The sequence below is a fragment of the Streptomyces sp. SD31 genome (assembly GCF_052068475.1).
Classification (GTDB): domain Bacteria; phylum Actinomycetota; class Actinomycetes; order Streptomycetales; family Streptomycetaceae; genus Streptomyces.
In genome coordinates this window covers 844,590-870,059 of the sequence record NZ_JBQHCX010000001.1, presented here as the reverse complement: position 1 = coordinate 870,059, position 25,470 = coordinate 844,590, and the positions used below count along the sequence as shown (strand labels likewise).

General features: G+C 71.0%; 24 protein-coding genes. 6 read left to right on the top strand and 18 right to left on the bottom strand.

Going from position 1 to position 25,470, the window contains the following annotated elements; genetic code table 11:
• Window positions 1-29 precede the first annotated feature (29 nt).
• Window positions 30-2,555 (bottom strand): ATP-dependent Clp protease ATP-binding subunit, encoded by a 2,526-nt coding sequence (locus ACTMVF_RS03845; RefSeq protein WP_441269484.1) that lies wholly within the window; start codon window positions 2,553-2,555, stop codon window positions 30-32.
• 432 nt (window positions 2,556-2,987) lie between these two features.
• Here ACTMVF_RS03845 and ACTMVF_RS03840 point away from each other — a divergent pair, with 432 nt between their 5' ends.
• Window positions 2,988-3,692, top strand: coding sequence for an SCO3374 family protein (locus ACTMVF_RS03840; RefSeq protein ID WP_441269483.1), 705 nt, complete (start codon window positions 2,988-2,990; stop codon window positions 3,690-3,692).
• Window positions 3,693-3,725: 33 nt separating this feature from the next.
• Here ACTMVF_RS03840 and ACTMVF_RS03835 read toward each other — a convergent pair whose 3' ends face one another.
• The 10 genes from ACTMVF_RS03835 to ACTMVF_RS03790 form a co-directional block, all read right to left on the bottom strand.
• Entirely contained in the window at window positions 3,726-4,061 is a 336-nt protein-coding gene (locus tag ACTMVF_RS03835) for a histone-like nucleoid-structuring protein Lsr2 (RefSeq protein WP_030959275.1), read from the bottom strand.
• A gap of 225 nt (window positions 4,062-4,286) precedes the next feature.
• Window positions 4,287-4,850: an amino-acid N-acetyltransferase gene (locus tag ACTMVF_RS03830; protein WP_441269482.1), complete on the bottom strand. Its 564-nt coding sequence runs from the start codon at window positions 4,848-4,850 to the stop codon at window positions 4,287-4,289.
• Window positions 4,851-4,859: 9 nt separating this feature from the next.
• On the bottom strand, window positions 4,860-5,489 hold the full coding sequence (locus tag ACTMVF_RS03825) for a BlaI/MecI/CopY family transcriptional regulator (protein ID WP_441269481.1): 630 nt from the start codon (window positions 5,487-5,489) through the stop codon (window positions 4,860-4,862).
• 167 nt (window positions 5,490-5,656) lie between these two features.
• The gene (locus tag ACTMVF_RS03820; RefSeq protein WP_441269480.1) at window positions 5,657-5,836 is read right to left on the bottom strand and encodes a hypothetical protein; all 180 of its coding nucleotides are present in this window, start codon (window positions 5,834-5,836) and stop codon (window positions 5,657-5,659) included.
• 55 nt (window positions 5,837-5,891) lie between these two features.
• Window positions 5,892-6,596 (bottom strand): hypothetical protein, encoded by a 705-nt coding sequence (locus tag ACTMVF_RS03815; protein ID WP_441269557.1) that lies wholly within the window; start codon window positions 6,594-6,596, stop codon window positions 5,892-5,894.
• Between the two features lie 601 nt (window positions 6,597-7,197).
• Window positions 7,198-7,995 (bottom strand): type III pantothenate kinase, encoded by a 798-nt coding sequence (locus ACTMVF_RS03810; protein ID WP_302003627.1) that lies wholly within the window; start codon window positions 7,993-7,995, stop codon window positions 7,198-7,200.
• A gap of 8 nt (window positions 7,996-8,003) precedes the next feature.
• A complete protein-coding gene (gene nadC, locus ACTMVF_RS03805; RefSeq protein ID WP_441269479.1) occupies window positions 8,004-8,975 on the bottom strand; it encodes a carboxylating nicotinate-nucleotide diphosphorylase in 972 nt (323 codons plus the stop codon).
• Between the two features lie 5 nt (window positions 8,976-8,980).
• Entirely contained in the window at window positions 8,981-10,696 is a 1,716-nt protein-coding gene (locus ACTMVF_RS03800) for an L-aspartate oxidase (protein WP_441269478.1), read from the bottom strand.
• Window positions 10,693-11,685 (bottom strand): pantoate--beta-alanine ligase, encoded by a 993-nt coding sequence (panC, locus tag ACTMVF_RS03795; RefSeq protein ID WP_441269477.1) that lies wholly within the window; start codon window positions 11,683-11,685, stop codon window positions 10,693-10,695. Before panC ends, ACTMVF_RS03800 begins: the two co-directional genes overlap by 4 nt.
• Window positions 11,682-12,611, bottom strand: a complete 930-nt coding sequence (locus ACTMVF_RS03790) for a Rossmann-like and DUF2520 domain-containing protein (RefSeq protein ID WP_441269476.1) — start codon at window positions 12,609-12,611, stop codon at window positions 11,682-11,684. Before ACTMVF_RS03790 ends, panC begins: the two co-directional genes overlap by 4 nt.
• A gap of 195 nt (window positions 12,612-12,806) precedes the next feature.
• Between ACTMVF_RS03790 and ACTMVF_RS03785 the strand changes: the two genes are divergently transcribed.
• A complete protein-coding gene (locus tag ACTMVF_RS03785) occupies window positions 12,807-14,003 on the top strand; it encodes a threonine aldolase family protein (RefSeq protein ID WP_441269475.1) in 1,197 nt (398 codons plus the stop codon).
• On the opposite strand, the gene ACTMVF_RS03780 is transcribed toward ACTMVF_RS03785, so the two are convergent.
• Window positions 13,993-14,208 carry a hypothetical protein gene (locus ACTMVF_RS03780; protein WP_441269474.1) on the bottom strand — a complete coding sequence of 72 codons (216 nt, stop codon included), beginning with the start codon at window positions 14,206-14,208 and terminating at the stop codon, window positions 13,993-13,995. The two genes, ACTMVF_RS03785 and ACTMVF_RS03780, sit on opposite strands and share 11 nt — an antisense overlap.
• A 165-nt stretch (window positions 14,209-14,373) precedes the next feature.
• Here ACTMVF_RS03780 and ACTMVF_RS03775 point away from each other — a divergent pair, with 165 nt between their 5' ends.
• On the top strand, window positions 14,374-15,477 hold the full coding sequence (locus ACTMVF_RS03775) for a DUF5937 family protein (RefSeq protein ID WP_441269473.1): 1,104 nt from the start codon (window positions 14,374-14,376) through the stop codon (window positions 15,475-15,477).
• A gap of 9 nt (window positions 15,478-15,486) precedes the next feature.
• Here ACTMVF_RS03775 and ACTMVF_RS03770 read toward each other — a convergent pair whose 3' ends face one another.
• The 3 genes from ACTMVF_RS03770 to ACTMVF_RS03760 all read right to left on the bottom strand — a co-directional run bounded on the left by ACTMVF_RS03770 (window position 15,487) and on the right by ACTMVF_RS03760 (window position 18,158).
• Complete coding sequence (locus ACTMVF_RS03770; protein WP_441269472.1) at window positions 15,487-16,119, bottom strand: AAA family ATPase; 633 nt, start codon at window positions 16,117-16,119, stop codon at window positions 15,487-15,489.
• 49 nt (window positions 16,120-16,168) lie between these two features.
• On the bottom strand, window positions 16,169-16,840 hold the full coding sequence (locus ACTMVF_RS03765) for a response regulator transcription factor (protein WP_441269471.1): 672 nt from the start codon (window positions 16,838-16,840) through the stop codon (window positions 16,169-16,171).
• Between the two features lie 103 nt (window positions 16,841-16,943).
• Complete coding sequence (locus tag ACTMVF_RS03760; protein ID WP_441269470.1) at window positions 16,944-18,158, bottom strand: sensor histidine kinase; 1,215 nt, start codon at window positions 18,156-18,158, stop codon at window positions 16,944-16,946.
• A gap of 118 nt (window positions 18,159-18,276) precedes the next feature.
• Between ACTMVF_RS03760 and ACTMVF_RS03755 the strand changes: the two genes are divergently transcribed.
• Window positions 18,277-19,335 carry an SAM-dependent methyltransferase gene (locus ACTMVF_RS03755; RefSeq protein ID WP_441269469.1) on the top strand — a complete coding sequence of 353 codons (1,059 nt, stop codon included), beginning with the start codon at window positions 18,277-18,279 and terminating at the stop codon, window positions 19,333-19,335.
• Window positions 19,336-19,417: 82 nt separating this feature from the next.
• On the opposite strand, the gene ACTMVF_RS03750 is transcribed toward ACTMVF_RS03755, so the two are convergent.
• Window positions 19,418-20,569: an NADH-quinone oxidoreductase subunit D gene (locus tag ACTMVF_RS03750; RefSeq protein ID WP_441269468.1), complete on the bottom strand. Its 1,152-nt coding sequence runs from the start codon at window positions 20,567-20,569 to the stop codon at window positions 19,418-19,420.
• A gap of 31 nt (window positions 20,570-20,600) precedes the next feature.
• On the opposite strand from ACTMVF_RS03750, the gene ACTMVF_RS03745 reads away from it, so the two are divergent.
• Together ACTMVF_RS03745 and ACTMVF_RS03740 are read left to right on the top strand one after the other, a co-directional pair.
• A complete protein-coding gene (locus ACTMVF_RS03745; protein WP_441269467.1) occupies window positions 20,601-21,164 on the top strand; it encodes a PH domain-containing protein in 564 nt (187 codons plus the stop codon).
• Window positions 21,161-22,495 (top strand): PH domain-containing protein, encoded by a 1,335-nt coding sequence (locus tag ACTMVF_RS03740; RefSeq protein ID WP_441269466.1) that lies wholly within the window; start codon window positions 21,161-21,163, stop codon window positions 22,493-22,495. The genes ACTMVF_RS03745 and ACTMVF_RS03740 overlap by 4 nt, the downstream gene beginning before the upstream one ends.
• Before the next feature lie 33 nt (window positions 22,496-22,528).
• Here the strand turns inward: ACTMVF_RS03740 and ACTMVF_RS03735 are convergent, their stop codons facing one another.
• Window positions 22,529-23,923, bottom strand: a complete 1,395-nt coding sequence (locus ACTMVF_RS03735) for a hypothetical protein (RefSeq protein ID WP_441269465.1) — start codon at window positions 23,921-23,923, stop codon at window positions 22,529-22,531.
• Between the two features lie 204 nt (window positions 23,924-24,127).
• On the bottom strand, window positions 24,128-25,246 hold the full coding sequence (locus ACTMVF_RS03730; protein ID WP_441269464.1) for an alpha/beta hydrolase: 1,119 nt from the start codon (window positions 25,244-25,246) through the stop codon (window positions 24,128-24,130).
• Between the last annotated feature and the right edge of the window lie 224 nt (window positions 25,247-25,470).

Genomic DNA, 25,470 nt, shown 5'->3' with positions numbered 1-25,470 from the left:
CCCCTTTCTTCGGCTCAACCCCCTGAGGGTCAGGCGTCCTTGCTCAGGTTCGGCCCGCTTCCACCGGCCGCCTGCTCGATCGGCGGGACGTCCGGCAGCGCCGACTTCTCCTCACCGCGGAAGGTGAAGGTCTTGGCGTCGCCCTCGCCCTCGGTGTCCACGACCACGATGTGACCGGGACGCAGCTCGCCGAAGAGGATCTTCTCCGACAGCGAGTCCTCGATCTCGCGCTGGATGGTCCGGCGCAGCGGCCGGGCGCCCAGCACGGGGTCGTAACCCTTCTTGGACAGCAGCTCCTTGGCGGACTGGGAGAGCTCGATGCCCATGTCCCGGTCCTTCAGGCGCTCGTCCACCTTGCCGATCATCAGGTCGACGATCCGCAGGATGTCGTCCTGGGTCAGCTGCGGGAAGACGACCACGTCGTCGACGCGGTTGAGGAACTCGGGACGGAAGTGCTGCTTGAGCTCGTCCGACACCTTGTTCTTCATGCGCTCGTAGTTGGTCTTCGTGTCACCCGAGGCCGCGAAGCCCAGGTTGAAGCCCTTGGAGATGTCCCGGGTGCCGAGGTTGGTCGTCATGATGATGACCGTGTTCTTGAAGTCCACGACCCGGCCCTGGGAGTCGGTCAGGCGACCGTCCTCCAGGATCTGCAGCAGCGAGTTGAAGATGTCCGGGTGGGCCTTCTCCACCTCGTCGAAGAGGACGACGGAGAACGGCTTGCGGCGGACCTTCTCGGTCAGCTGGCCGCCCTCTTCGTAGCCCACGTAGCCGGGAGGCGAACCGAAGAGACGCGACACCGTGTGCTTCTCGCTGAACTCCGACATGTCGAGGGAGATCAGCGCGTCCTCGTCGCCGAAGAGGAACTCGGCGAGCGCCTTGGACAGCTCGGTCTTACCGACACCGGACGGGCCGGCGAAGATGAACGAGCCACCGGGCCGCTTCGGGTCCTTCAGACCGGCACGCGTACGACGGATCGCCTTCGACAGCGCCTTGACGGCGTCGACCTGGCCGATGACCCGCTTGTGGAGCTCGTCCTCCATACGCAGCAGACGCGAGGACTCCTCCTCGGTCAGCTTGAAGACCGGGATGCCGGTGGCCGTGGCGAGGACCTCGGCGATCAGCTCGCCGTCGACCTCGGCGACGACGTCCATGTCGCCGGCCTTCCACTCCTTCTCCCGCTTGGCCTTGGCGGCCAGGAGCTGCTTCTCCTTGTCGCGGAGGGAGGCGGCCTTCTCGAAGTCCTGCGAGTCGATCGCGGACTCCTTGTCCCGGCGGACACCGGCGATCTTCTCGTCGAACTCGCGCAGGTCCGGCGGCGCGGTCATCCGGCGGATACGCATCCGGGAACCGGCCTCGTCGATCAGGTCGATCGCCTTGTCCGGCAGGAAGCGGTCCGAGATGTACCGGTCGGCCAGGGTGGCGGCCTGGACCAGCGCCTCGTCGGTGATGGAGACGCGGTGGTGCGCCTCGTACCGGTCACGGAGACCCTTGAGGATCTCGATCGTGTGCGGGAGCGAGGGCTCGGCGACCTGGATGGGCTGGAAGCGGCGCTCCAGGGCCGCGTCCTTCTCCAGGTGCTTGCGGTACTCGTCCAGCGTGGTCGCACCGATGGTCTGCAGCTCACCGCGGGCCAGCATCGGCTTCAGGATCGAAGCCGCGTCGATGGCGCCCTCGGCGGCACCCGCACCGACCAGCGTGTGAAGCTCGTCGATGAACAGGATGATGTCGCCGCGGGTGCGGATCTCCTTGAGCACCTTCTTCAGGCGCTCCTCGAAGTCACCGCGGTAGCGGGAGCCGGCGACCAGCGCGCCGAGGTCCAGGGTGTAGAGGTGCTTGTCCTTGAGGGTCTCGGGCACCTCGCCCTTGACGATGGCCTGGGCGAGGCCCTCGACGACGGCGGTCTTGCCGACGCCGGGCTCACCGATCAGGACCGGGTTGTTCTTCGTACGGCGGGACAGCACCTGCATGACCCGCTCGATCTCCTTCTCGCGCCCGATGACCGGGTCGAGCTTGGACTCACGAGCGGCCTGGGTGAGGTTCCGGCCGAACTGGTCGAGGACCAGGGACGTCGAGGGGGTGCCCTCGGCAGGCCCGCCGGCGGTGGCGGTCTCCTTGCCCTGGTAGCCGGAGAGCAGCTGGATGACCTGCTGCCGCACCCGGTTGAGATCTGCGCCCAGCTTGACCAGGACCTGGGCTGCGACGCCCTCGCCCTCTCGGATCAGGCCGAGCAGGATGTGCTCCGTGCCGATGTAGTTGTGGCCCAGCTGAAGGGCCTCGCGGAGCGACAGCTCCAGGACCTTCTTGGCACGGGGGGTGAAGGGGATGTGCCCGGACGGGGCCTGCTGCCCCTGCCCGATGATCTCCTCCACCTGCTGGCGGACCGCCTCGAGCGAAATCCCGAGGCTCTCAAGGGCCTTGGCGGCGACACCCTCACCCTCGTGGATCAGGCCCAGGAGGATGTGCTCGGTGCCGATGTAGTTGTGGTTGAGCATCCGGGCTTCTTCCTGAGCCAGGACGACAACCCGCCGCGCGCGGTCGGTGAACCTCTCGAACATCGTTAATCGCTCCTCAGAGCGGTCAGGCAGTGGGGGGAACTTCCCCTCCCTGTCCTTCCGCAGCTTAGTCCCGCAAGCGGGGACCGCTCATTCCAACTGCCGACACCGTCGATGGCCTCCTGACCCCGCTAACGCCGACATCTGCTCCAACCCGATGGTGCGAGACGATGTTCCCGCAGGCCAGGTGGTTACCCTCACCATCAGTACGCCGATGGCGAACGTGAGACCCACTGTCCTGCGTGTCGCCCCCTCCCACTAGGGATGTCTTACCCGCTGGGACCGACACTCCATGCCGCGCCCCCCGGTTCCCTCCGCTACGGGCGAACAACCTTGCGCCACCCCACACCCCCGCGCGCCCCCTCTTTCAGCACTCTGCGCACGCAGCAGGACACCCAGCGTAACCCGCACGTCCATTCGGCGGTTGCACTTGGCATGTTCGGCACCCGCCTCGCGATCACCACGGACTCCACCACGATCCCCTTCCCCCGTCGGCCGCTCGATCCGAGCGATCAGGTCCGCCGGTGGTACGAGAACGAACTGGGCTGGCCGGTGGTGCCCGGGCCGCCGGGATTCCCGCTGAGCCTGCGCGTGGGTCTGCGCTTCGACGTCCTGGACGCCCCTGCCGAGGCGGGCCTCGCGGCACTGCGCCATCTGACGTCTCGCTCCCCGGTGGCCGTCCGGGGCGAGCGGATGCTGCTGCTCATGTCCGCGGGCAGCGCCCAGGAGGTGCCGGGGGTCATGGACTGGCTGGACTGGGGCACGCTGCCCCTGGACCTGGCGACGCTCGGCGAGGGCGACCTCATGGAGGCGCCGCTGCCACCGGAGCAGGGGCCGGTCATGACCGTACGGCCTCTCGATACGCGATCGACGGAGGCCGTACGACGTCCTGGCGTGCCGGAGCGCGGTGAGGTGCGGCCGCTTCCCCTGGGCCGCACCGACGCCGTGCAGGGGGCCGCCGTGTGGCTGCGACCCCCCGAGCCTGGGGGCGAGGTCGAGGCCTCGCTGCCGACACTGTCGGCCATGGGGGGCGGTGGGGGCGCCCCCGATCTGGTGCGGGTTCTGGCCACGGTGGCGACGCAATGCCACCGCCTGCGACTGCGACGCGGGTGCGTCCAGCCTTTCGCCGTCCGTGGATAAGGCGTTGCCCTCGGATCAGGCGTTGACCTCTGATCAGGCGTTCGCCTTCTCGTAGGCCTCGCGAATGGACGCCGGGACGCGGCCGCGGTCGTTGACCTCGTAACCGTTCTCCTTCGCCCACGCGCGGATCTGCGCGGTGTCCTGGCTGCCACCGGAAGCGGCACGCGCCTTTCCACGCCCGCCCGAAGCGCGGCCACCGGTGCGACGACCGCCCTTCACGTAAGGGTCGAGAAGGCCACGGAGCTTGTCCGCATTGGCAGTCGTGAGATCGATTTCGTACGTCTTGCCGTCCAGCGCGAACGTCACGGTCTCGTCCGCCTCGCCGCCGTCGAGGTCGTCGACAAGAAGGACCTGAACCTTCTGTGCCACCGGATTTCCTTTCATCGATAACTTGAGGGCCTGGGGTCTGCGGCGTCCGCCGTTTCGCCGTCCCCTGTTATATGCAGTACTGCAGTACGTCGGAAAGCAAACCGCTTTTGCTGGAAAAACACAAACCCCCGGGAGAGACCCAGAGGGCGACCGCGGTCCGGAAACATGCGCGTTTCGGACATAGGGCACCTGGGCAGGGTCACCCACCGGAATAGCGGGCGGCGATCACAGATGCAGAAGCATCCGGCTGTTGCCCAAGGTGTTCGGTTTCACTCGTTCGAGACCGAGGAACTCCGCCACGCCCTCGTCATAGGAACGCAGCAGCTCCGCGTAGACATCGGTGTCCACCGGCGTCTCGCCGATCTCGACGAAGCCGTGCTTGCCGAAGAAGTCCACTTCGAAGGTCAGGCAGAAAACCCGGCGAACGCCGAGCCAGCGCGCGGTGTGCAGCAACTTCTCCAGCAACTGATGGCCGACGCCGGCACCCTTCAGGCCGGGCTTCACCGCCAGAGTGCGGACTTCCGCCAGGTCTTCCCACATCACGTGCAAGGCGCCGCAGCCGACGACCTCGCCGTTGTCGTCACGTTCGGCGACCCAGAACTCCTGGATGTCCTCGTAAAGCGTCACCGTGGCTTTGTCGAGCAGGATGCGACGCTGGACGTACTCGTCAAGGAGACGACGCACCGCCTCGACATCGCTGGTACGGGCCCGCCGGACGGTGATGGCTTTTGCGGTGACTTCTGGGCTCTCCGCCGAGGAGCTCTCGGCCGAGCGGCTCTCTGCTGACATGAGCGGACGCTATCGCCCGTCGGGCTCCTGCGCCGCGCCGGGGTTCTCGCTGCCGGTATCGGCACGGGTATCCGGGCTGGTATCGCCGCTGGTATGGGGGGCTGTATCGGTGCCGGTATCGGTGCTGCGGGTATCGGGAGCGGGGGTATCGGTGCTGCTCGTATCGGTGCTGCTCGTATCGGTGCTGCTCGTATCGGTGCCGCTCGTATCGGTGCCGCTCGTATCGGTGCTCTCGGTATCGGCGCTCGTAACGCGGCGCGTATCGGGCGGCTGCGCGGGCTCGGGTGTTTCCGGGCCCTGGACGATGCGTACGGCGTCCCGCAGGGCGTGGCGCTGTTCCTCGCTCATCATGCCGAAGAAGGCAACGAGTGCGGCTGCGGGGTTGTCGCTCTGCGACCAGGCGTCGTTCATCAGGGCGGCGGCGTAGGCGGCTCGTGTGGAGACCGCCTCATATCGATAGGCCCGGCCTTCCGCTTCGCGACGCACCCAGCCCTTCTGATGGAGATTGTCCAAAACGGTCATCACCGTGGTGTACGCGATGGACCGTTCCTGCTGGAGATCTTCCAGGACTTCTCGAACGGTCACCGGGCGGTTCCACTTCCACACCCGCGTCATGACCGCGTCTTCGAGTTCTCCCAAGGGGCGAGGCACAACTCAGCACAATAGTAGGAGATCTAGATGTTTGCGTGCCGAACGTGCACTTCAGTCAGCAAACGGGAACAAAAAGGGCGTACGACTCGGAAAGCGCTGAGGCTTGGAGTCGTACGCCGTTGACCGCGCCAGTGCCCGGATTCGGGCGCCGGGGTTCAGGCTTCCGGGTTCGCGGGGGCCTGGCGGGTGGCCTCCACGCGCGCGAGGGCGGCGTCCACGGCCGCGTCCTCCTTGGCCTTGTTGGCTCCGCCCTGGGTCTTCACGATCACCCTGATCAGACCGATGAAGAACACGGCCATGACCGTCGGGGGGAGGAGTGCGGAGACGTAGTCCATGCGTCCAGGGTAGCCAGGGGGTGGGGCTCGGCCGGGGTGGGGGTTGGGGGTGCGGTCAGCCTGCGGCGAGCTGCTGGGGCGGGGTCGTGGGGGGTGGGGTCGGTTTGCGGCGCGGGAAGACCTCGCCGGGGGTGGGGATGGGGCGCGTCGGCTTCGGGGCGGCGGGGGTGGGGCCGGGGCTTGGGGCGGGGCCTCGGCCGGGTCCGGGGGCTGCCGGCTTTTCGGCGGGCTTCTTCCGGGGCTGCTTGCCGGGTTCCTGGCCGGCGTCCTGGGCGGGGAGGTGGACCGCGGGGGTGGGCGAACCGTCGGAGAGGCCTCCAGGGAGGGCCTGGAAGCGCGTACGGGAGCCGGGGACGGTCGGCGTGACGTGGGGGGCCGGGCCGGCGGTACCGCGCGCGAGGCGGGCTCGTACGTCCTGCTCGGCGAGTGCCCGGCAGCGGCCGAGGAGGGTGGCCGCGGTGGGGTTGCCGCGCAGGGCCCGCAGTGCGGCGAGGTCGTCGGAGGTCGGGTGGTACCCGGCGCCCAGAGCCTCCTCGAGGAGGGTGAGGTAGCCGGCTGCGGAGCCGGGCAGGGCGGCGCGGCAGCGGGCGAGGTCGGCCACCAGGAAGGCGCGCATCCGGGCGCCCTCGCGCATGGCCTCGTCGAGCGACTCGGCGAGGCGGAGACAGTCCTGGATGTCCTCGGCCGTGGCGGGGCTGGGGTGAAGGGCGAGGGCGAGAGCGCGGCGGAGCACACGCAGCTCCTCCACGCCGAACGCCATGCCGCCGCGGGATCCGTATGGCGTGGGCATGGGCCGACGATACGCGCTAATCAGACAAACACGGCATAAGGGGGGTGGGTGTGGCGGGCGGAGCCACTCGGGTGGTGGGGGTGCGCGTTGGTGCCTGCGGCGGCCTGCTGCTGTTCGGTGGGGGTGCGGGTAGCGCCTGCGGGTGGGGTGTGGGTCGGGGCCGTGCCGGGGGGTGTCCGTCCTCGGTCCGGTGGTGGGCCTTGCGCGAGAGGTGCCGTTTCTTGACACCGGACTCTGCGGGCGGACACCCCCCGGCACGTCCCCTTGCCGCCGTACGCGGGTGCGGGCCGTCGCTCCCAGCCGTGGGCCGTCCCCAGCCGCGGGCCGTCCGGCCCCAGCCGCGGGCAGTCGTGCCGCTGGGGCGGCACGGGTGGGCGCGGGCGGCACCCCTTCAGCGCCGGGCTGCGCGACCCCCTCGCTCAGCGCCTACGCCGGGCAACCCGCAGCGAACGGCACCTGTGACTGGGTCGGCCGACGCAGTCACCCCGTACCGGGCTGCGCGACCCCGCCCAGCCTCATGCCGGGCAACCCCACAGCGAACGGCACCGGTGGCTCGGCTCGACCGACGGAGTCACATGCGGGAGACGTTGCGTTCGTACACCAGGCGTAGGCCGATCAGGGTCAGCCACGGCTCGTGTTCGTCGATGACCGAGGACTCGCCCAGGACCATCGGCGCCAGGCCACCCGTTGCGATGACCGTGACGTCGTCGGGGTCGTCCGCCAGCTCGCGGGCCATGCGGCTGACCACGCCGTCCACCTGGCCGGCGAAGCCGTAGATGATGCCGGCCTGCATCGCCTCGACCGTGTTCTTGCCGATCACGCTGCGCGGGCGGGCCACCTCGATCTTGCGGAGTTGGGCTCCCTTGACGCCGAGTGCCTCGACCGAGATCTCGATGCCGGGGGCGATGACACCGCCCACGTACTCACCGCGCGCGCTCACCGCGTCGAACGTCGTCGCCGTACCGAAGTCGACGACGATCGCGGGGCCGCCGTAGAGCTCCACGGCCGCGACCGCGTTGATGATGCGGTCCGCGCCGACCTCCTTGGGGTTGTCCGTCAGGATCGGTACGCCCGTCTTGACGCCGGGTTCGACCAGGACCGCGGGGACGTCGCCGTAGTAGCGGCGGGTGACTTCGCGTAGTTCGTGCAGGACCGAGGGGACGGTGGCGCAGATGGCGATGCCGTCGATGCCGTCGCCCAGTTCGTCGCCGAGGAGCGGGTGCATGCCCATCAGGCCCTGGAGGAGGACCGCCAGTTCGTCGGCGGTGCGGCGGGCGTCCGTCGAGATGCGCCAGTGTTCGACGATGTCCTCGCCGTCGAAGAGGCCGAGGACGGTGTGGGTGTTGCCTACGTCGATGGTGAGCAGCATGGCCGTTCCTACTCCGCCGCTCGCAGGTCCAGGCCGATGTCCAGGATCGGCGAGGAGTGGGTGAGGGCCCCTACGGCCAGGTAGTCGACGCCCGTGTCCGCGTACGCCTTGGCGTTGGCGAGGGTCAGGCGGCCCGAGGCTTCGAGTGCTGCCCGGCCGTGCACGATCGCCACCGCCTCCTCGCAATCGCCCGGCGTGAAGTTGTCCAGGAGGATCAGGTCCGCGCCCGCGTCCACCGCCTCGCGAAGCTGGTGGAGGGTGTCCACCTCGACCTCGATGGGGAGGTCGGGGAAGGCTTCGCGGACCGCCTTGAATGCCTGGGCCACGCCGCCTGCGGCCACTACGTGGTTGTCCTTCACCAGGGCCGCGTCCGACAGGGACATGCGGTGGTTGACCCCGCCTCCGCAGCGCACCGCGTACTTCTCCAGGGCGCGCAGGCCCGGCGTCGTCTTGCGGGTGTCCCGGACCTTCGCCCGCGTGTCTTCCAGTACGTCCGCCCACGCGCGCGTGGCCGTCGCGATGCCCGACAGGCGGCAGAGGATGTTCAGTGCGCTGCGTTCGGCCGTCAGGAGGTCGCGGGTGCGGGTGGTGATGGAGAGGAGCTTCTGGCCTGCCTCCACCTTGTCGCCGTCCTCGACGTGGCGCTCCACCTCGAACTCGTCCTCGCAGACGAGCGAGACGACCGCTTCGGCGACCCTGAGGCCCGACACGACGCCTGCCTCGCGTGCGACGAAGTCGGCGGTGGCGACTGCCTCTTCGGGGATGGTGGCGACCGTCGTGACGTCCACGCCGTGTGCCAGGTCCTCCTGGATGGCGACGTTGGCGATGTCCTCGACCTCGACCGGGTCGAGGCCGGCGTCGGCCAGCAGCTGTGCGAGGGCGGGGTCGAGGCCGCACTCCAGGTACTCCTCGTCGGCACCGCAGGCGCAGTCGTCGCCGCAGCCGCCGGTCGAGGCGAGGGGAAGGTCGGGGGTGGTCACTTCTGTCACTGCTCCTGCTGTGGCTGCCGGGTCGGGGGGAAGTCTGCGGTTTCGGTGGTGTGCACGGCCAGTGTGCGGTCCGGGTTCAGCCGTACGACGATATGGCGGCGCCAGGTCGTGTCGTCGCGGTCGGGCTCGTCCTCACGCCAGTGGCAGCCTCGCGTCTCCTCGCGCATGCGGGCGGCGGCGACCAGGACTCGGGCCACGCACATGAGGTTGGTGGCCTCCCACGTGTCGACGCCGGGCTCGGCGGTCTTGCCGTTCTCCGCGAGGGCGTCCCGGGCGTCGGTGTGCAGCTGCTGGATCTGCTCGGCGGCCTTGCCGAGGGACTCGGCGGAGCGCAGGACGCCGGCGCCGTCCGTCATGATCCGCTGGATCGCGAAGCGGGCCTCGGGTGCGAGCAGGGGGTGCTCGGGGGTTTCGGGGTACGGCACGGGGTGCGGCACGCGTGCGTGAAGGCCGTTCGACGTGCGGACCGCCGCGATGTCCGCCGCGATGCGCTCGGCGTACACCAGGCCTTCGAGGAGCGAGTTGGAGGCCAGTCGGTTGGCGCCGTGCACGCCGGTGCAGGCCACCTCGCCGCACGCGTACAGGCCGGGGACGGTCGTACGGCCCTGGGAGTCGGTGCGGACGCCGCCGGAGGCGTAGTGGGCGGCCGGGGCGATCGGGATGGGGTCGTGCACCGGGTCGATGCCGTGGGCGCGGCAGGCGGCGAGGATCGTCGGGAAGCGGTGCTCCCACATATCGGCGCCGAAGTGGCGGGCGTCGAGGAACATGTGCTCGGCGTCCTGCTCCTGCATGCGCCGCATGATGCCCTTGGCGACGATGTCCCTGGGGGCGAGTTCGGCCAGTTCGTGTTGGCCCAGCATGAAGCGCACGCCGTCGGCGTCGACCAGGTGGGCGCCTTCGCCGCGTACGGCCTCGGAGACCAGGGGCTGCTGGCCCTCCGCGTCCGGGCCGAGGAAGAGGACGGTGGGGTGGAACTGGACGAATTCCAGGTCACTGACCTCGGCGCCCGCGCGCAGGGCGAGGGCGACGCCGTCGCCGGTCGACACGGACGGGTTCGTCGTCGCCGAGAAGACCTGGCCCATGCCGCCGGTCGCCAGGACCACCGCGGGGGCGTGGACCGCGCCTACGCCGTCGTGCTGGCCCTCGCCCATGACGTGCAGGGTGACGCCCGCCGTACGGCCCTCGGCGTCCGTCAGGAGGTCCAGGACGAGCGCGTTCTCGATGCTGCGCAGGCCACGCGCGCGTACCGCCTCGACCAGCGCGCGGGAGATCTCCGCGCCGGTCGCGTCGCCGCCGGCGTGGGCGATCCGGCGGCGGTGGTGGCCGCCCTCGCGGGTGAGTTCCAGGCCGCCTTCCTCGGACTCGTCGAAGTGGGCGCCGGTCTCGATGAGGCGGCGTACGGCGTCGGGGCCCTCGGTGACGAGGAGGCGGACCGCGTCCTCGTCGCACAGGCCCGCGCCCGCGACCAGGGTGTCGTCGAGGTGCTGCTCGGGGGTGTCGCCCTCGCCGAGGGCCGCGGCGATGCCGCCCTGGGCCCAGCGGGTGGAGCCGTCGTCGAGGCGGGCCTTGGTGACGACGACGGTCGTCAGGCCGGCGGCCTCGCAGCGCAGGGCCGCGGTGAGGCCTGCGACACCGGAGCCGACGACCACGACGTCCGCGGAGATGGACCACCCGGGCGCGGGCGCGTGCAGTCGTATGCCTGTGCTGGTCACGAGGCGGCTCCGAAGGTGAGGGGGATGTTGTCGATCAGCCGGGTGGTCCCGACCCGGGCGGCGACGGCGAGGACGGCCTCGCCGGTGAAGTCGTCCTCGATCTCCGTGAAGTCGGACGGGTCGACGAGCGCGAGGTAGTCCAGTTCGAGCGGCGGGTCGAGGCGGGCGGCCTCGTCGAGGACCAGGCGGGCGGCGGCGCGGACGGCCACCGCGGCGCCGGGGACGGCCTTGGCGACCGCGTGCGCGTCGGCCGCCGCGCGGGACTCCCCTATGGCGCTGAGCGCTTCCGCACGCGCGTGCGTGGCGGGCACTTCCCGCGCACGGGCGCGCAGCGCTTCCTGGGCCGCGTGCCGGTCCCGGCCGGCGAACAGCGCCTGGGACAGCGCGAGTGCCGTGTGCCGTTCCTTGGGCGAGAGGTAGCGGTTGCGGCTGGAGAGCGCGAGGCCGTCCTCCTCGCGCACGGTCGGGACGCCCACGATCTCGACGCCGAAGTTCAGGTCGCGGACCATGCGACGGATCAGGGCGAGCTGCTGGGCGTCCTTCTGGCCGTACAGGGCGACGTCGGGGCGGGTGAGGTGGAGCAGCTTGGCGACGACGGTGAGCATGCCGTCGAAGTGGCCGGGCCGTGAGGCGCCCTCCAGGCTCTCCCCCATGGGTCCGGCGCTGATGCGGACCTGGGGCTCGCCGCCCGGGTAGACCTCGTCGACCGAAGGGGCGAACACCGCGTCCGCGCCCGCCTGTTCAGCGATCTTGAGGTCGGCGTCCAGGGTGCGCGGGTAGCGGTCGAGGTCCTCGCCCTTGCCGAACTGCAAGGGGTTCACGAAGACGGTGACGACGACCTCGCCGTCCGGCCCCGCGATGCCGCGCGCGGTGCGGATCAGGGTGGCGTGGCCCTCGTGCAGGGCGCCCATGGTCATCACGACGGCGCGGCGACCGCTGCGCACACGCGCGTGCAGTTCGTCGGCGGTGCGCAGCAAGGTGGTGGTCATCGGGCGTCTCCCTCGGCGCCGTTGGTCCCGGTGGCGAGTACCCCGAGGAGGTCCTCGGCGAGCTCCGGTTTGAGCAGTCCGTGGGCGAGCGCCCGGTCGGCGGTCGCGCGCGCCATCGCGAGATAGCCGGCGACGGTCTGCGGGGCGTGCCTGCGCAGCTCCGTGACGTGCGCGGCGACGGTGCCCGCGTCCCCGCGCGCGACGGGGCCGGTCAGGGCCGCGTCCCCGGAGCGCAGCGCGTTGTCCAGGGCGGCGCCGAGCAGCGGGCCGAGCATCCGGTCGGGGGCCGCGACGCCCGCCTCGCACAGCAGCTCCATGGACTGGGCGACGAGGGTCACCAGGTGGTTGGCGCCCAGCGCGAGGGCCGCGTGGTACAGCGGGCGCATCTCCTCGGCGATCCACTCGGGCTCGCCGCCCATCTCGATGACGAGGGCCTCGGCGGCCAGCCGCAGCTCCTCGGGCGCGGTGACGCCGAAGGAGCAGCCGGCCAGGCGCTGCACGTCCACGGGGGTGCCGGTGAAGGTCATCGCGGGGTGCAGGGCCAGCGGCAGCGCGCCCGCGCGCAGGGCGGGGTCCAGGACCTTCGCGCCGTACCGCCCGGAGGTGTGCACCAGCAGTTGGCCCGGCCGTACGGCTCCCGTCTCGGCGAGGCCCTCGACCAGCCCGGGCAGCGCGTCGTCCGGGACGGTCAGCAGCACCAGCTCGGCACGGGCGAGGACTTCGGCGGGCGGCACGAGCGGCACGTCGGGGAGCAGTTCCGCGGCCCGTCGCCGGGAGGCGTCGGAGACTCCGGAGACGGCCACCGGGCGGTGTCCGGCGAGTTGGAGGGACGCGGCGAGCGCGGGGCCGACACGACCGGCGCCGACGACACCGACGGTGAGCCGCGCGGGGCGGTCCCGGGGATCTGGCTGTTGGCTTGTACTCACGCGACGGAGGCCTTCCCGTTCCAGTCCGCTCTGGGTACCGGACGATTTCTCGTCATGTTAACGCGATCGGTTCCACGGGCGTCCGGTTGTCCACAGGCTGTGGGTTATCGCACGCAGCGTTTACGGCGGGCGGGCGTCAGGGGCGTACGGAAATGCGGGTGCTCGCGCGCGTGGGCGCACGGCATCATCCGGAGCATGAGTGATACGGCGGAGCAGGGCGATGAGCTGTCGGCACCGGAGCGGTTGCGCAAGCGGCGGTCGGCTGCCTTGCGGGAGACGCCGCGTGTGCTCTCGCGCGGCGGCTTCAGCAGCACGATCCGCCGACGGCTCGCACTGCTGATGGAAGCGGCTCCCGAGGTGTACGACCTGGACGAACCGTCGGACATGTACGGCAACGGGATCGTGGCGGCCCTGGAGGAGCGCGTGGCGGCGCTGCTGGGCACGGAGGCCGCCGCGTTCTTCCCGACCGGCACGATGGCCCAGCAGGTGGCCCTGCGCTGCTGGGCGTCCCGTACCGGGAACCCCACCGTCGCCCTGCACGCGCTGGCCCACCCCGAAGTGTGGGAGCGTGGCGCGTTCAGCCAGGTCAGTGGGTTGCGAACGGTGCGGGTGACCAGTGAGCCGCGGCTGCCCACCGCCGATGAGATACGCGACTTCGACGAGCCCTTCGGGGCGCTGATGCTGGAACTGCCTCTCAGGGACGCCGGTTTCGTGCTGCCCTCCTGGGAAGAGCTCATCGAGCTCGTGGAGGCGGCGCGGGAGCGCGACGCGGTGGTGCACTTCGACGGCGCACGCCTGTGGGAGTCCACCGTCCACTTCAGCCGTCCCCTCGACGAGATCGCGGCCCTGGCCGACAGCGTCTACGTGTCGTTCTACAAGTCCCTCGACGGCTTCGGCGGCGCCGCGCTCGCCGGTCCGAAGACACTCGTGGAAGAGGCGAAGACCTGGCGGCACCGGTACGGCGGCATGGTCTTCCAGCAGTTCCCCACGGCGCTGTCGGCGCTCGTCGGCCTGGAACGGGAGCTGCCCCGGCTGCCGGAGTACGTCCGCCACGCGCGCGTGGTGGCCGCCGCGCTGCGCGAGGGGTTCGCGGAGGCGGGCGTGGCGTGGGCGCGCGTACACCCCGAGGAGCCGCACACCCACGAGTTCCAGGTCTGGCTGCCGTACGAGGCCGGTCCACTGATGGAAGCGGCGGTGCGGCAGGCGGAGGAGACGGGCACGTACCTGTTCGCCGCGCCCTGGGACCGCGGCGGGCCCGGCCTGTCCTTCACGGAGGTCTCCGTCCGCGCCGCCGGCCTGGAGTGGACGGCCGGCGAGGTGAAGACGGCGGTCGCGGAGTTCGTGGCCCGGCTGACCGAGGAGGTCGGGGAGGGCAGGGAGGTCAGCAAGTAGAGCGCGGCCGCGGACCCAGCCACCGGCGCAGGGCCTGCCGTATCCGCCCCTGGGCCGGACGCTCCGCCACGACGGCCCGGAACTGCCGGTAACCGCGCCACTCGCGCACGATCCGCCGGTCGTGGGCACCGGGCGCGGGCGGTGCGGGCTCGCCGTGCTGCCGGGCGCGGTAGGTGTCGAGGAGGTACTGCTGCGTGATGCTCATGACGGGTCGCCTTCTCGGGACGTAGGAGTCATGGGTGGTGGTGATCGGGCTCCGCGGCTGCCCCGGTGATCCCACGTTGCGCCGAGCCTGCCGCCACGTCGCGTCGATTGACGGCGACCGTCAATCGACGGGGGCGTTGTCAGTGGCGAGGTGCACCATGAGGGCATGAGCGTGAGCATCGACATCGCGGGGCTGCGGCCGGAGAGGGTCGTCGTCGTGCCCTCGCCCCTGGCCGAGCTCGGCATGGCGCTGCACGCGCTGTCGGAGCCGGGGCATCACCCCGGCCTGCAGGGCTGGGTGACGGGCGTGACGGCCCGGCTGGACTCGCATCTGGCCGACCGGATGTGCGAGGCCGACTTCCTGTGGCGGACGACGTTCTCCGACCTCTTCATGCCCTTCGCCGGAATCCCGGGCCGCAGCACCCTCCCGGGCGCCACGCTCGCCGAGGACCTGGACCTGCTGGACAAGCTGACGGACGAGCAGTTCGTGGACGCGGCGCTGGAGTTCTCCTGCGCGATGCCCTACGGCGTCGGCCCCAGCCCACTCGTCGACGCCGGGCTGCGCCGCCGTGCCCTGGAGCTGGCCGCCGCGCGGGGACCGCAGCAGGAGCGGTTCAGTGAACTCCTGCTGACCGACCCGCCCAGGATCCGGGCCTGGCTGCGGCAGTTCCTGGAGGACTGCGACGAGGCGTTCTTCGCGGACACCTGGTCGCGACTGCGCCACCAGCTCACGGCCGACGCCCGCCGGAAGACCGACCTCCTGCGTCACAAGGGCCTGGCCGAGGCCCTGGCCGCGGTGTCCCCCGCGGTCACGGTCGACGAGACCGCCGGGGAGATCACGGTCGACAAACTGAGCGTGGCCCGTACGACCACCGAGGACGGCGGCCTTCTCCTCGTACCGACCAGCCTCGGCTGGCCCCACCTGTCCGTCCTGTACCGGCCCGGCTGGCAGCCGGCGGTGCACTATCCGGTCGGCTCCCCGGAGCTCGCGACCTCGTCCACCGTCGAGCAGCTGGCCCTGCGGATGACGGCCCTGTCCCACCCCGTCCGCATGCGGATCTGCCGCTATCTGGCCCGCAGCGCCTACACCACGAGCGAGCTGGCGCAGGCGCACGGCATGACAGCCCCGGAGATATCCCGCCACCTGAGCGTCCTGAAGAAGGCGGGCCTCATCACCACGCGCCGCCGCGGCCGGTACGTCCAACACCAGCTGGACATAGCGATCGTGGCCCGGCTGGGCAGCGACTTCCTGGAGGGGATCCTGCGCTGACCGGTCGGCTCAGTCGAACCGGATGTGTCTGATCCCGACCCCCGCCTGCCGCAGCCGCGTCCGCAGCGCACCCTCGTTGTTCGGCCGGAGCCGCAGCCCGGCCAGGACGGCGATGCGGTCCGCCGTCTTCGGCACGGTCGAGTGGTCCGTCCACAGGTGCTCGGCGAACTCCGGCTCGCGCAGCCGCTCCAAACAGTGGTCGAGCTGCTGGACGGCCCAACTCTCCCGGCGCAGCCCGGCGTTCTTCCCGGCGACATACTGAGGGAGGTGACCGAGGCCGCGTTCGCGCAGCCGCCTGAGTACGGTCTCGCGCTCGGCGAGGAGCGTGAAGTGCCGTACGTCGTGGCCGAGTTCGCGCAGTCGGCCGACCGTCTCGGCGAAGTGGTCCGGGTTCGTGACCGTCATGGGGGCAATGACCGCTCCGTCGTGCTTGGTGAGCGCGAGGTCGAGGACCTCGACGACGCCCTGCCGCCAGGAGGTCAAGTCCTGGAAGTCGCCGCGCAGTTCCGGCGGGAGCATGCGGCGCAGGCCGAACCCCGGGTGCTCGGGGTCGCAGATGACACTGCCGGGCAGCCGGCGCTGGATCTCGTGTGCGGTCTGTGTCTTGCCACCCCCGAAGGGGCCGTTGATCCACAGGAGCATGGCCAGACCCTAGTGGGCGCCGGTCACGCGCGCGTGACGTCCCGGGGACTCAGCCGTGCCCGCCCGCCCGGACCAGCCCCGTCTCGTAGGCCAGGACCACCACCTGCACGCGGTCGCGCAGCCCCAGCTTGGTCAGGATGCGGCCGACGTGGGTCTTCACCGTCGCCTCGGACAGCACCAGCCGGGCGGCGATCTCGCCGTTGGACAGGCCCTGCGCGACCAGCACCATGACCTCGCGCTCGCGGTCGGTGAGCCGCTCCAGCTCCTTGTGCTGGGCCTCCTCGCCGGCGGAGGGCAGCATGGGGGCGAACCGGTCCAGCAGGCGCCGGGTCGTCGACGGGGCCACCACCGCGTCGCCGCTGTGCACGGAGCGAATGGCGCCGAGGAGTTCGCCGGGCGGCACGTCCTTGAGCATGAAGCCGGAGGCGCCCGCCTTCAGCCCGGAGAAGGCGTACTCGTCGAGGTCGAACGTGGTCAGGATCAGCACCTTCGGCGGGTCCGGCTCCGAGCAGATTCGGCGGGTGGTCTCCACGCCGTCCAGCTTCGGCATGCGCACGTCCATCAGCACGACGTCGACGGGGGTCGAGCGCAGCACCTGGAGGGCCTCGACGCCGTCGCCCGCCTCCGCGACGACCTCCATGTCCGGCTGGGCAGCGAGCACCATCCGGAACCCGGTGCGCAGCAGCACCTGGTCGTCGACGAGCATCACGCGGATCGTCATCGGGTCCTCTTCCGTGTCTTCCGTATCCGTCTACAGGGTGTTCTACGCCTACAGGGCGTTCTACAGGGGCGTTACAGGTGTCAACAACGGGCATGCGCAGGCGTCAGTGCGCCGGTTTGAGCGGCAGCAACGCACTGATCCGGAATCCTCCGCCCGGGCGCGGCCCCGCGTCCAGGGTGCCGCCGACCATGCCGACCCGCTCGCGCATACCGATCAGGCCGTGCCCCTGGCCGTCGGCGCCGCCCTCCTCGTACAGCTCGTGCGGGGCACCCTTGCCGTCGTCCTCGACGAGCAGGCCGAGACCGTCGTCGAAGTAGACCAGGCGCACGCTCGCGCCCGCGTTCGGACCGCCGTGCTTGCGGGTGTTGGTGAGCGCCTCCTGCACGATGCGGTACGCCGTGAGCTCGACGCCGCTGGGCAGCGGACGCGGGGTGCCCTCGACCTTGAAGTCGACCGGCAGGCCGGAGGTGCGGCACTGCTGGATGAGGTCGTCGATCTGCTCGACGTCGGGCTGCGGGACGTACTCGCCGCCCTCCTGGTGCTCGCCGGTGCGCAGCACGCCGAGCAGGCGGCGCATCTCGGCGAGGGCCTGGCGGCCGGTGGAGGAGATCGTCTCCAGGGCCTTCTTGGCCTGGTCCGGGGCGGCGTCGAGGACGTAGGCGGCGCCGTCGGCCTGCACCACCATCACCGAGACGTTGTGCGCGACGACGTCGTGCAGCTCGCGTGCGATCCGGGCGCGTTCGGCGGCGACCGCGACCTTGGCCTGCGCCTCGCGCTCCTTTTCGAGCCGGGTCGCGCGCTCCTCGAGCTGCTCGTAGTAGGCGCGGCGGGTGCGGATCGAGTCGCCGAGCACCCAGGCGAGCACGAACGGCACCGTCATGAAGACCATCAGCGCCACGGTGCCCAGGACGCTCGAATCCTTCTCCGGCCAGCGCACCTGTGCGAGGGGCGCCGCGAACAGGGACACGCCCAGTGCGAGCCGGGAGGCCCAGCGGGCGCCGGTCGCGGCCACGGTGTAGGTGATCACCAGGAAGGCGAAGTTGGCGGGCGTCGTCGCCACGTCCAGCACCAGCTGCGCCAGCCCCACGCCGATGGCCAGCAGCAGCATCTTCTCCGGCATGCGCCGGCGCAACGCGATCACCAGGCACAGCAGGATGAGGACCGGGACGATGACCGCCTCGGATCCGGTCCCCCGACTCTCCTGCCCGTCCACCTGCCCGACGGACACGGTGAGCACAGAGATCCCGAGAAGGAAGACGGCCCAGAAGCCGTCGACCCATGTCGGGTGCCTGCGGAGAAAGTCATAGAGGCGTTGCACGTAACCCAGCGTAGGGAAGCGAGATGCGTGCAGGGGTCAACCGGAGGGCCGATCCGCACCACGCGCGCGTACTCCGCAAGGTGGAGGCTGCGTTCCCCTGTGCGCTTAGCCTGAGCCGGTGACAGCAGAGGCGACGGACGAGTGGCTCGGGTGGCGCGCGGCAGCGGAAGCCGCCCTCTACGGCCCGGACGGCTTCTATCGCCGTCCCGAGGGACCGGCGGGCCACTTCCGTACGTCCGTCCACGCCTCGCCGCTCTTCGCCGGTGCCGTGGCCCGGCTGCTGTGCCGGGTCGACGAGGCGCTGGGCCGGCCCGACTCGCTCGGCTTCGTCGACATGGGCGCGGGGCGGGGCGAGCTGGTCGCCCGCGTACTGGCCGCGCTCCCCGCCGAAGTGGCGGCACGCACGCGTGCGTACGCCGTCGAGCTCGCCGACCGCCCGGAAACCCTGGATCACCGGATCGAGTGGCTGCCGCAGCCGCCCCAGCGGATCTCGGGCCTGCTGTTCGCCAACGAGTGGCTGGACAACGTCACCGTGGAGGTCGTGGAGGTGGACTCCACGGGCGTACCGCGGCGGGTTCTCGTACGACGGGACGGGACCGAGCGCCTCGGGGAGCCGGTCGCCGGTGTGGAGGCGGAGTGGCTCGCGCGATGGTGGCCGCTGGGGCGCGTGAAGGGGGCGCGGGCTGGTGAAGGGGCGTGGGCCGTGTCGGGCGCGCCGGTCGTGGAAGGGCTGCGGGCCGAGATCGGGCTGCCGCGGGACGAGGCCTGGGCCGCCGCCGTCTCGACGCTGGACCAGGGCCTCGCGGTCGCCGTGGACTACGCGCACACGGCACCCGCCCGGCCGCCCTTCGGGACGCTCACCGGCTTCCGCGAGGGGCGGGAGACGGCGCCCGTGCCGGACGGTTCGTGCGACATCACGGCCCACGTGGCGCTGGACGCGTGCGCGACCGCGTGCACACTGCCCGGCGCACGCCTGCTGTCCCAACGCGAGGCGCTGCGCGCCCTCGGCATCACAGGCGCACGCCCCGCACTCGAGCTGGCCTCCACACACCCGGCCGCATACGTACGCGCCCTCGCGAGCGCCGGTGAAGCCGCCGAGCTCACGGCCACGGGCGGGCTCGGAGACTTCGGCTGGCTGATGCAGCCGGTTGGAATTCCGGACGTACTGGCGGACTGAGCGTCCTAGCCAGTCGGAATTCCGAACGAACCCCTACGATGACCTACGAAGTACCCCTACGACGTCCCCGGACGACGAGCCGCTACTTGTCGATGTCCCCCACCACGAAGAACATCGACCCCAAAATCGCCACCATGTCCGCGACCAACGTCCCCGGCAACAGCTCGACCAGCACCTGGATGTTGTTGTACGACGCCGAGCGCAGCTTGAGCCGGTACGGCGTCTTCTCGCCCTTGCTGACGAGGTAGTAGCCGTTGATGCCGAGCGGGTTCTCGGTCCACGCGTACGTGTGGCCCTCGGGCGCCTTCAGCACCTTGGGGAGCCGCTGGTTGATCGGCCCGGGCGGCAGCTCGGCGAGCCGGTCGAGGCAGGCGTCGGCGAGGTCGAGGGCGTTGTGGGTCTGCTCCAGCAGGCACTCGAACCGGGCGAGGCAGTCGCCCTCCTCGCGGGTGACGACCTTCAGGACGTCCCCCAGCTCGCCGTAGGCGAGGTACGGCTCGTCGCGGCGCAGGTCGAAGTCGACGCCCGAGGCGCGCGCGATCGGCCCGCTCGCGCCGTACGCGTGCACGGTCTCCGGCGGGAGGACGCCCACGCCCCGCGTGCGCCCGCGGAAGATCTCGTTGCCGAGGACCAGGTCGTCGAACCGGTCCATGCGCGAGCGCACGTCGGCGACGGCGGTACGCGCGCGCGTGGTCCACCCGGCCGGCAGGTCCTCCTTCAGGCCTCCCACCCGGTTGAACATGTAGTGCATCCGCCCACCGGAGACCTCCTCCATGACGTGCTGGAGCTCCTCGCGCTCGGTGAAGGCGTAGAAGATCGGCGTGATCCCGCCCAGCTCCAGCGGATACGACCCCAGGAACATCAGGTGGTTGAGCACCCGGTTCAGCTCCGCGAGGAGCGTGCGCGTCCACACCGCCCGCTCGGGTACCTCCATGCCGAGCATGCGCTCCACGGCGAGGACGACGCCCAGCTCGTTGGAGAAGGCCGACAGCCAGTCGTGGCGGTTGGCGAGCATGATGATCTGGCGGTAGTCGCGGGCCTCGAACAGCTTCTCCGCACCGCGGTGCATATAGCCGATCACCGGCTCCGCGCGCGTGATGCGCTCGCCGTCCAGGAGGAGCTTGAGGCGCAGCACGCCGTGCGTGGACGGGTGCTGGGGGCCGATGTTGAGCACCATGTCGGTGCTCTCCGCGGCGCCGCCGATGCCGACCATGGTCTCCGTCGTAGGAGTCATGGACACAGTCTCCCCTACGTACGCTGACCTCATGGAGACGGGGAGCCCGGAGCACACCGGGGCGGCGGGAGACGAGCGGGCGGGGGACGAACGGGTGGAGGCCGAGCAGGCGGGAGCCGAGCAAGCGGGAGCCGAGCCGGGGTGGACCGGGCTGCCCCCGGGGCTGCTGAAGATGCGGCGGCTGTTGCTGGTGGTGTGGCTGGGGCTGCTGACGATCGGCCTGGCGCTGCTGCTCGGCCTGCTCGTCGGGCCCGGCTGGGCCGCCTTCGCCCTGGTGCCGCCGGCCCTGATGGCCTGGGGCTGGGTGATGCTCGGCCGCAACTGGCGTTCTTGGCGCTACGCCGAGCGCGCGGACGACCTGCTGATCAGCCGGGGCGTGCTGTGGCGCGAGGAGACGGTCGTGCCCTACGGCCGGATGCAGCTGGTCGAGGTCACCTCCGGCCCCGTGGAGCGGCACTTCGGCCTGGCCAGCGTCCAGCTGCACACGGCCGCCGCGGCCACCGACGCCACCATCCCCGGCCTCGACCCGGCCGAGGCGGAACGGTTGCGCGACCGGCTCACCGAGCTGGGCGAGGCACGATCGGCAGGGCTGTGACGACGCCCGGCGTCGACGACGCCATACGCGAGAAGCGGCCTGTGACCGAACGGCGGCTGCACCCCGTGACACCGCTCAGGCGCGCGTGGGCGCCGGTCGCCGTGCTCATCGGGTGGGCGGTGCACGACCCCGACCAGGCGCAGCGCCAGCTGACCAGGCTGACGACCACCACGATTCTGCTCGCGCTCGCCGTGCTCGTCCCGGCGGCGGCCCTGTACGGCTTCCTCACCTGGTGGTTCACGCACTTCGCGGTGACCGACACCGAACTGCGCATCCGTACCGGCCTGGTGTTCCGGCGCACCGCGCACATCCGGCTGGAACGCCTCCAGGCCGTCGACATCACCCAGCCGCTGCTCGCGCGCGTGGCGGGCGTCGCGAAGCTCAAGCTCGACGTCATAGGCACGGACAAGAAGGACGAACTCGCTTTCCTGGGCGCGGAGGAGGCGCGTGCGCTCCGCGCGGAACTCCTCGCGCGCGCCGCCGGTTTCGCGCCCGAGACGGCGCACGAGGTCGGCGAGGCACCGTCCCAGGAGCTGCTGCGCGTGCCACCGGGTGTCCTGGCCGTCTCGCTCGTCCTGACCGGCGCCACCTGGGCGACGCTGGCCGCCGCGGTCGTCGTACCGGCCGTCCTCTGGCTGGCCACGGAGAGCGCGTGGACGGTCCTCGCGACCGCGGTTCCGCTGTTCGGCGCGGCGGGCGCGAGCAGCGTGGGACGGTTCGTCACCGAGTACGACTGGACCGTGGGCGAGTCGCCGGACGGGCTGCGCCTCGACCATGGCCTGCTCGACCGGGCGCACGAGACGGTGCCGCCCGGCCGCGTGCAGACCGTACGGATCGTCGAACCACTGCTGTGGCGGCGGCGCGGCTGGGTGCGGGTGGAACTGGACGTGGCGGGCTCGTCCAACTCGGTCCTGCTGCCGGTCGCCCCGCGTGAGGTCGCCGAATCGGTCGTCGCGCGCGTGCTGCCCGGGGTTACCGTTCCGCCACGCGCGTCGCTGTCCCGTCCACCGCGGCGGGCGGGACGGTGCGTGCCGGTGTGGTGGCGCGGGTACGGCCTGGCCGTCACGGACGCGGTGTTCGCCGCCCGGACCGGCCTCTTCCGGCGGAGCCTGGCACTCGTGCCGCACGCGAAGGTCCAGAGCGTACGGCTGGCTCAGGGGCCGTGGGAGCGGCTGTGGGGCGTCGCCGACGTACACGTGGACACCGGGGCCAACAAGACCGTCACCGCCCGGCTGCGGGACGCCGGGGAGGCGGCGGAGCTGCTGCGGGGACAGGCGGAGCGGTCGCGCACGGGGCGGCGGGACGCCCGGCCGGACCGGTGGATGGCCTGAGCGTCCCTCACGGCGTGCGTGACCGGGTGAGCGTCAGGAAACCGCGCTCCTGAGCCCCTGTACATCGATCTGTTCCGTCTCGTCATGAGCCGTCAGGTCGATGACCTGGCCGATGCCCCGGGACTCCTCGTCGGCCGGCTTGAACTCGGCCTCGGACTCGGCCTTGTGGAGGGCGAGGGCCTCCTGGCCGACGACGTCGGCGAGGTCCTCGTTCTGGACGGACTCCAGCGCGGAGGGCGCCGCCCCCTGCTTCGTACCGAAGAAGTCGAAGCCGCCTGCGACCGCTTGACGCCGTACGGGCGTCGCCGGTACGACGGCCACCGCGGTCGGCGCGATGAAGTGCCCCGAGGCCTGCCGGGCCGCAGGCAGGGCCGACTGGGCCTCGGCGACCGTGTCTGCCGTGGAGGTGGCGGCCGCGCGCTCGTGCCCGTCGACCGCCTCGGGCTTCCCCTGCGCCTCGTCCTCCAGCGCGGGTTCCGTCTCGGTCCCCCCGGTGACCGCCGCCTCGACGGCATCCGGACCGGCTTCCGCCGACTCGTCGTCGGAGGGGCCGTCGCCCTTCGGGGGGTCGTTCTTCGGGGGGTCGTCCTTCAGCGGGTCGTTCTTCAGCAGGTCGTTCTTCGAGGAATCGTTCCTTGGCTCGCTCTTGGCGGGCTCGCTGTCCTTCGCCGAGCCGTCCCCGCTCTTGCCCGGACCGTCTCCCGCTGATCCCTCCGACGCCTCCGGAGCCTCCTCCGCCGCCCCTGGAGCCTCATCGCCGGCGAACCGTGCCAGCGCGGCGTTGGCCCGCAGGAACAACCGGGAACCCTCCGGCGAGAAGACGGCCGGAGTCTTTGCCGTCTCCCCGACGCCCTCGGTGTCCGCGCCCGCCGTCTCGGCAGGGGCAGCCACAGCCCCCTCCGCAGCGGCAGAAACCACACTCGCGGAAGCCGCACCGTCGACCGCCGCCGGCGGCAACGCGCGCGCGGGCGTGGCCGCCTCTATCTCCAGAACCCGGCGTTCCTCCAGGACGCTCGCCCGCTCGGTCTCCGCCGTGGCGTACCGGCGCAGCAGCGCCGCGTGCTCGTTGCGCAGCCCCGCGAGCTCCGTCCGCTTGGCCCGCAGCCGCTGCTCCAGCTTGACGCGCAGCTCGCGCGACTCCTCGAGGTCGGTCTCCAGTTCGGCGACCCGCTCCTCGTACCGCCACTCGTCGCTCGCACGCGCGCGCGTGAGGTCGGCGACCCGCTTGCCCGCCTGCGTGTCCCAGCGACGCAGGACGACCGCGCCCACGACCGCCGTCGCCGCGGCGGCCGCGGCAAGGCCGCGCAGCACTACGGGCTCGGTGAACACCCAGGGGGCGAGGGCCCAGACGAGGGAGACGCCTGCGATCGCCGACGGGGGCAGCAGCCTGTGCAAGGGCGGGGAATGACGGTGACGTCCACGTGGCATGGCCAGAAACTTACCGCGCGTAGGCGAATCTTGTTGCCCCGCCCCGTAAAAACACAGCCATCCCGAGTCGTTCACACCGCATCAGGAATCAGATCGGCCACCGAATTGACCGACAACCAAGATCACAAAGCCCCGACGGCCATGTCACCCGCCATGTCACCCGCCACTTAACCCGCCGCTTCACCGGTCACGTCACCGGCCGAGTCACCTGGCGCTGAGCCGCCCGCTCATCCACTCCAGCGTCCCCGGAATCTCCCGCCGCCAGGTGTTGAAGTTGTGCCCTCCGCTTTCCAGGATGATCGACGAGATCCGCGTCAGGTTCGTGGCCTTCACACGCTCAATGAACTTCAACGTGTCCTTGTAGTTGGATTCTCCAACTTTGCTGCTGCTGACGAGCAGTGAAGTGTCCGGAGCGGGCATGTGCTTGAGGTACCACCACAGGTTCGCGCGATTGCGCAGTTCCTCGTCGCCGTGGAAGAGATCGCCCGTCGTCGGATCGATCGGCGCCTTGTAGTACGCGGAAAGCCCCGCCCCGGCGGCGTACACCCGGGGATGGTGCATGGCGAGCTTCAACGCGCAGTAGCCGCCCGTGGAGTCACCGATGATGCCCCAGCTGCCCGGTTTCCCGCCCACCCTGTAGTGCCCGCTCACGGCATCGACCAGATCTTTGGCGAAGAACGTCTCGGTCTGCGGGCCACCCGGGATGTCCACGCATTCCGTGTCCCGCGGCGGCGCCACGGTCGGCCGCATCATCACCAGGATCATCGGCCGCATACGACCGTCCTCGGCGAGCCTCGCGGCCGTGCGCGGATAGTCGAGCTTGTCCACCAGCGCCCGGGCCGTCCCCGGATAACCGGTGAGGACGACGGCCGCCGGGAATGTGCGCGTGCGGTACTGCGGCTGAAAATACTCCGGCGGCAGATAGACGTACGCGGGCGTCGCGATGTGGGTCGTACGGCCCACGATGTCGATCTTCTGGATCTGCCCGCCCAGGTGCGGCCGGGCACTGGCCGCCCCGGGCACCCGCCGCGTGTCGACGACCTCCAGCGGCCCGCCGGCCGGCGTGTGGTCCACGACGACACCCTGGTCGGTCTCCTGCCCGAACAGGTCGGCCCAGCTGGCGTAGAACCCGAACGCCTGGTTGGCGACGAGACCGACCGCCGCGAAGAGCATCACCTGTGTGGAGAGCAGCAGACCGACGCGCCCGCCCACGTTCCGCCAGCCGCGCCGCGCCAGCCGTGGCCACAGCCACACCGTGCCGACGAACAGCCCTACGGCGGCCGCGACCGCCAGCGCCAGCACCTTGTCGCTCGTGAGACCCATCGATGGTTACCTGTCCGCGCTTTCCGCCCGGTTCGCGCTTCCTCCGCGCTGCCTCCCCCGCTCCTTCGCAAGGGTTTGCCCCGGACTTTCCTTGTCCTTTGAAGCGGTTTTGAGGAGTCGAGTGAACCTCTCCCCTCGAGACACCGTCCTAGAGGGCGCAATGTCGCCGGATGCCCGAATCGGCACCGGATCCAAGGTCTCTCGCAGAACTAATGGGATGCGAT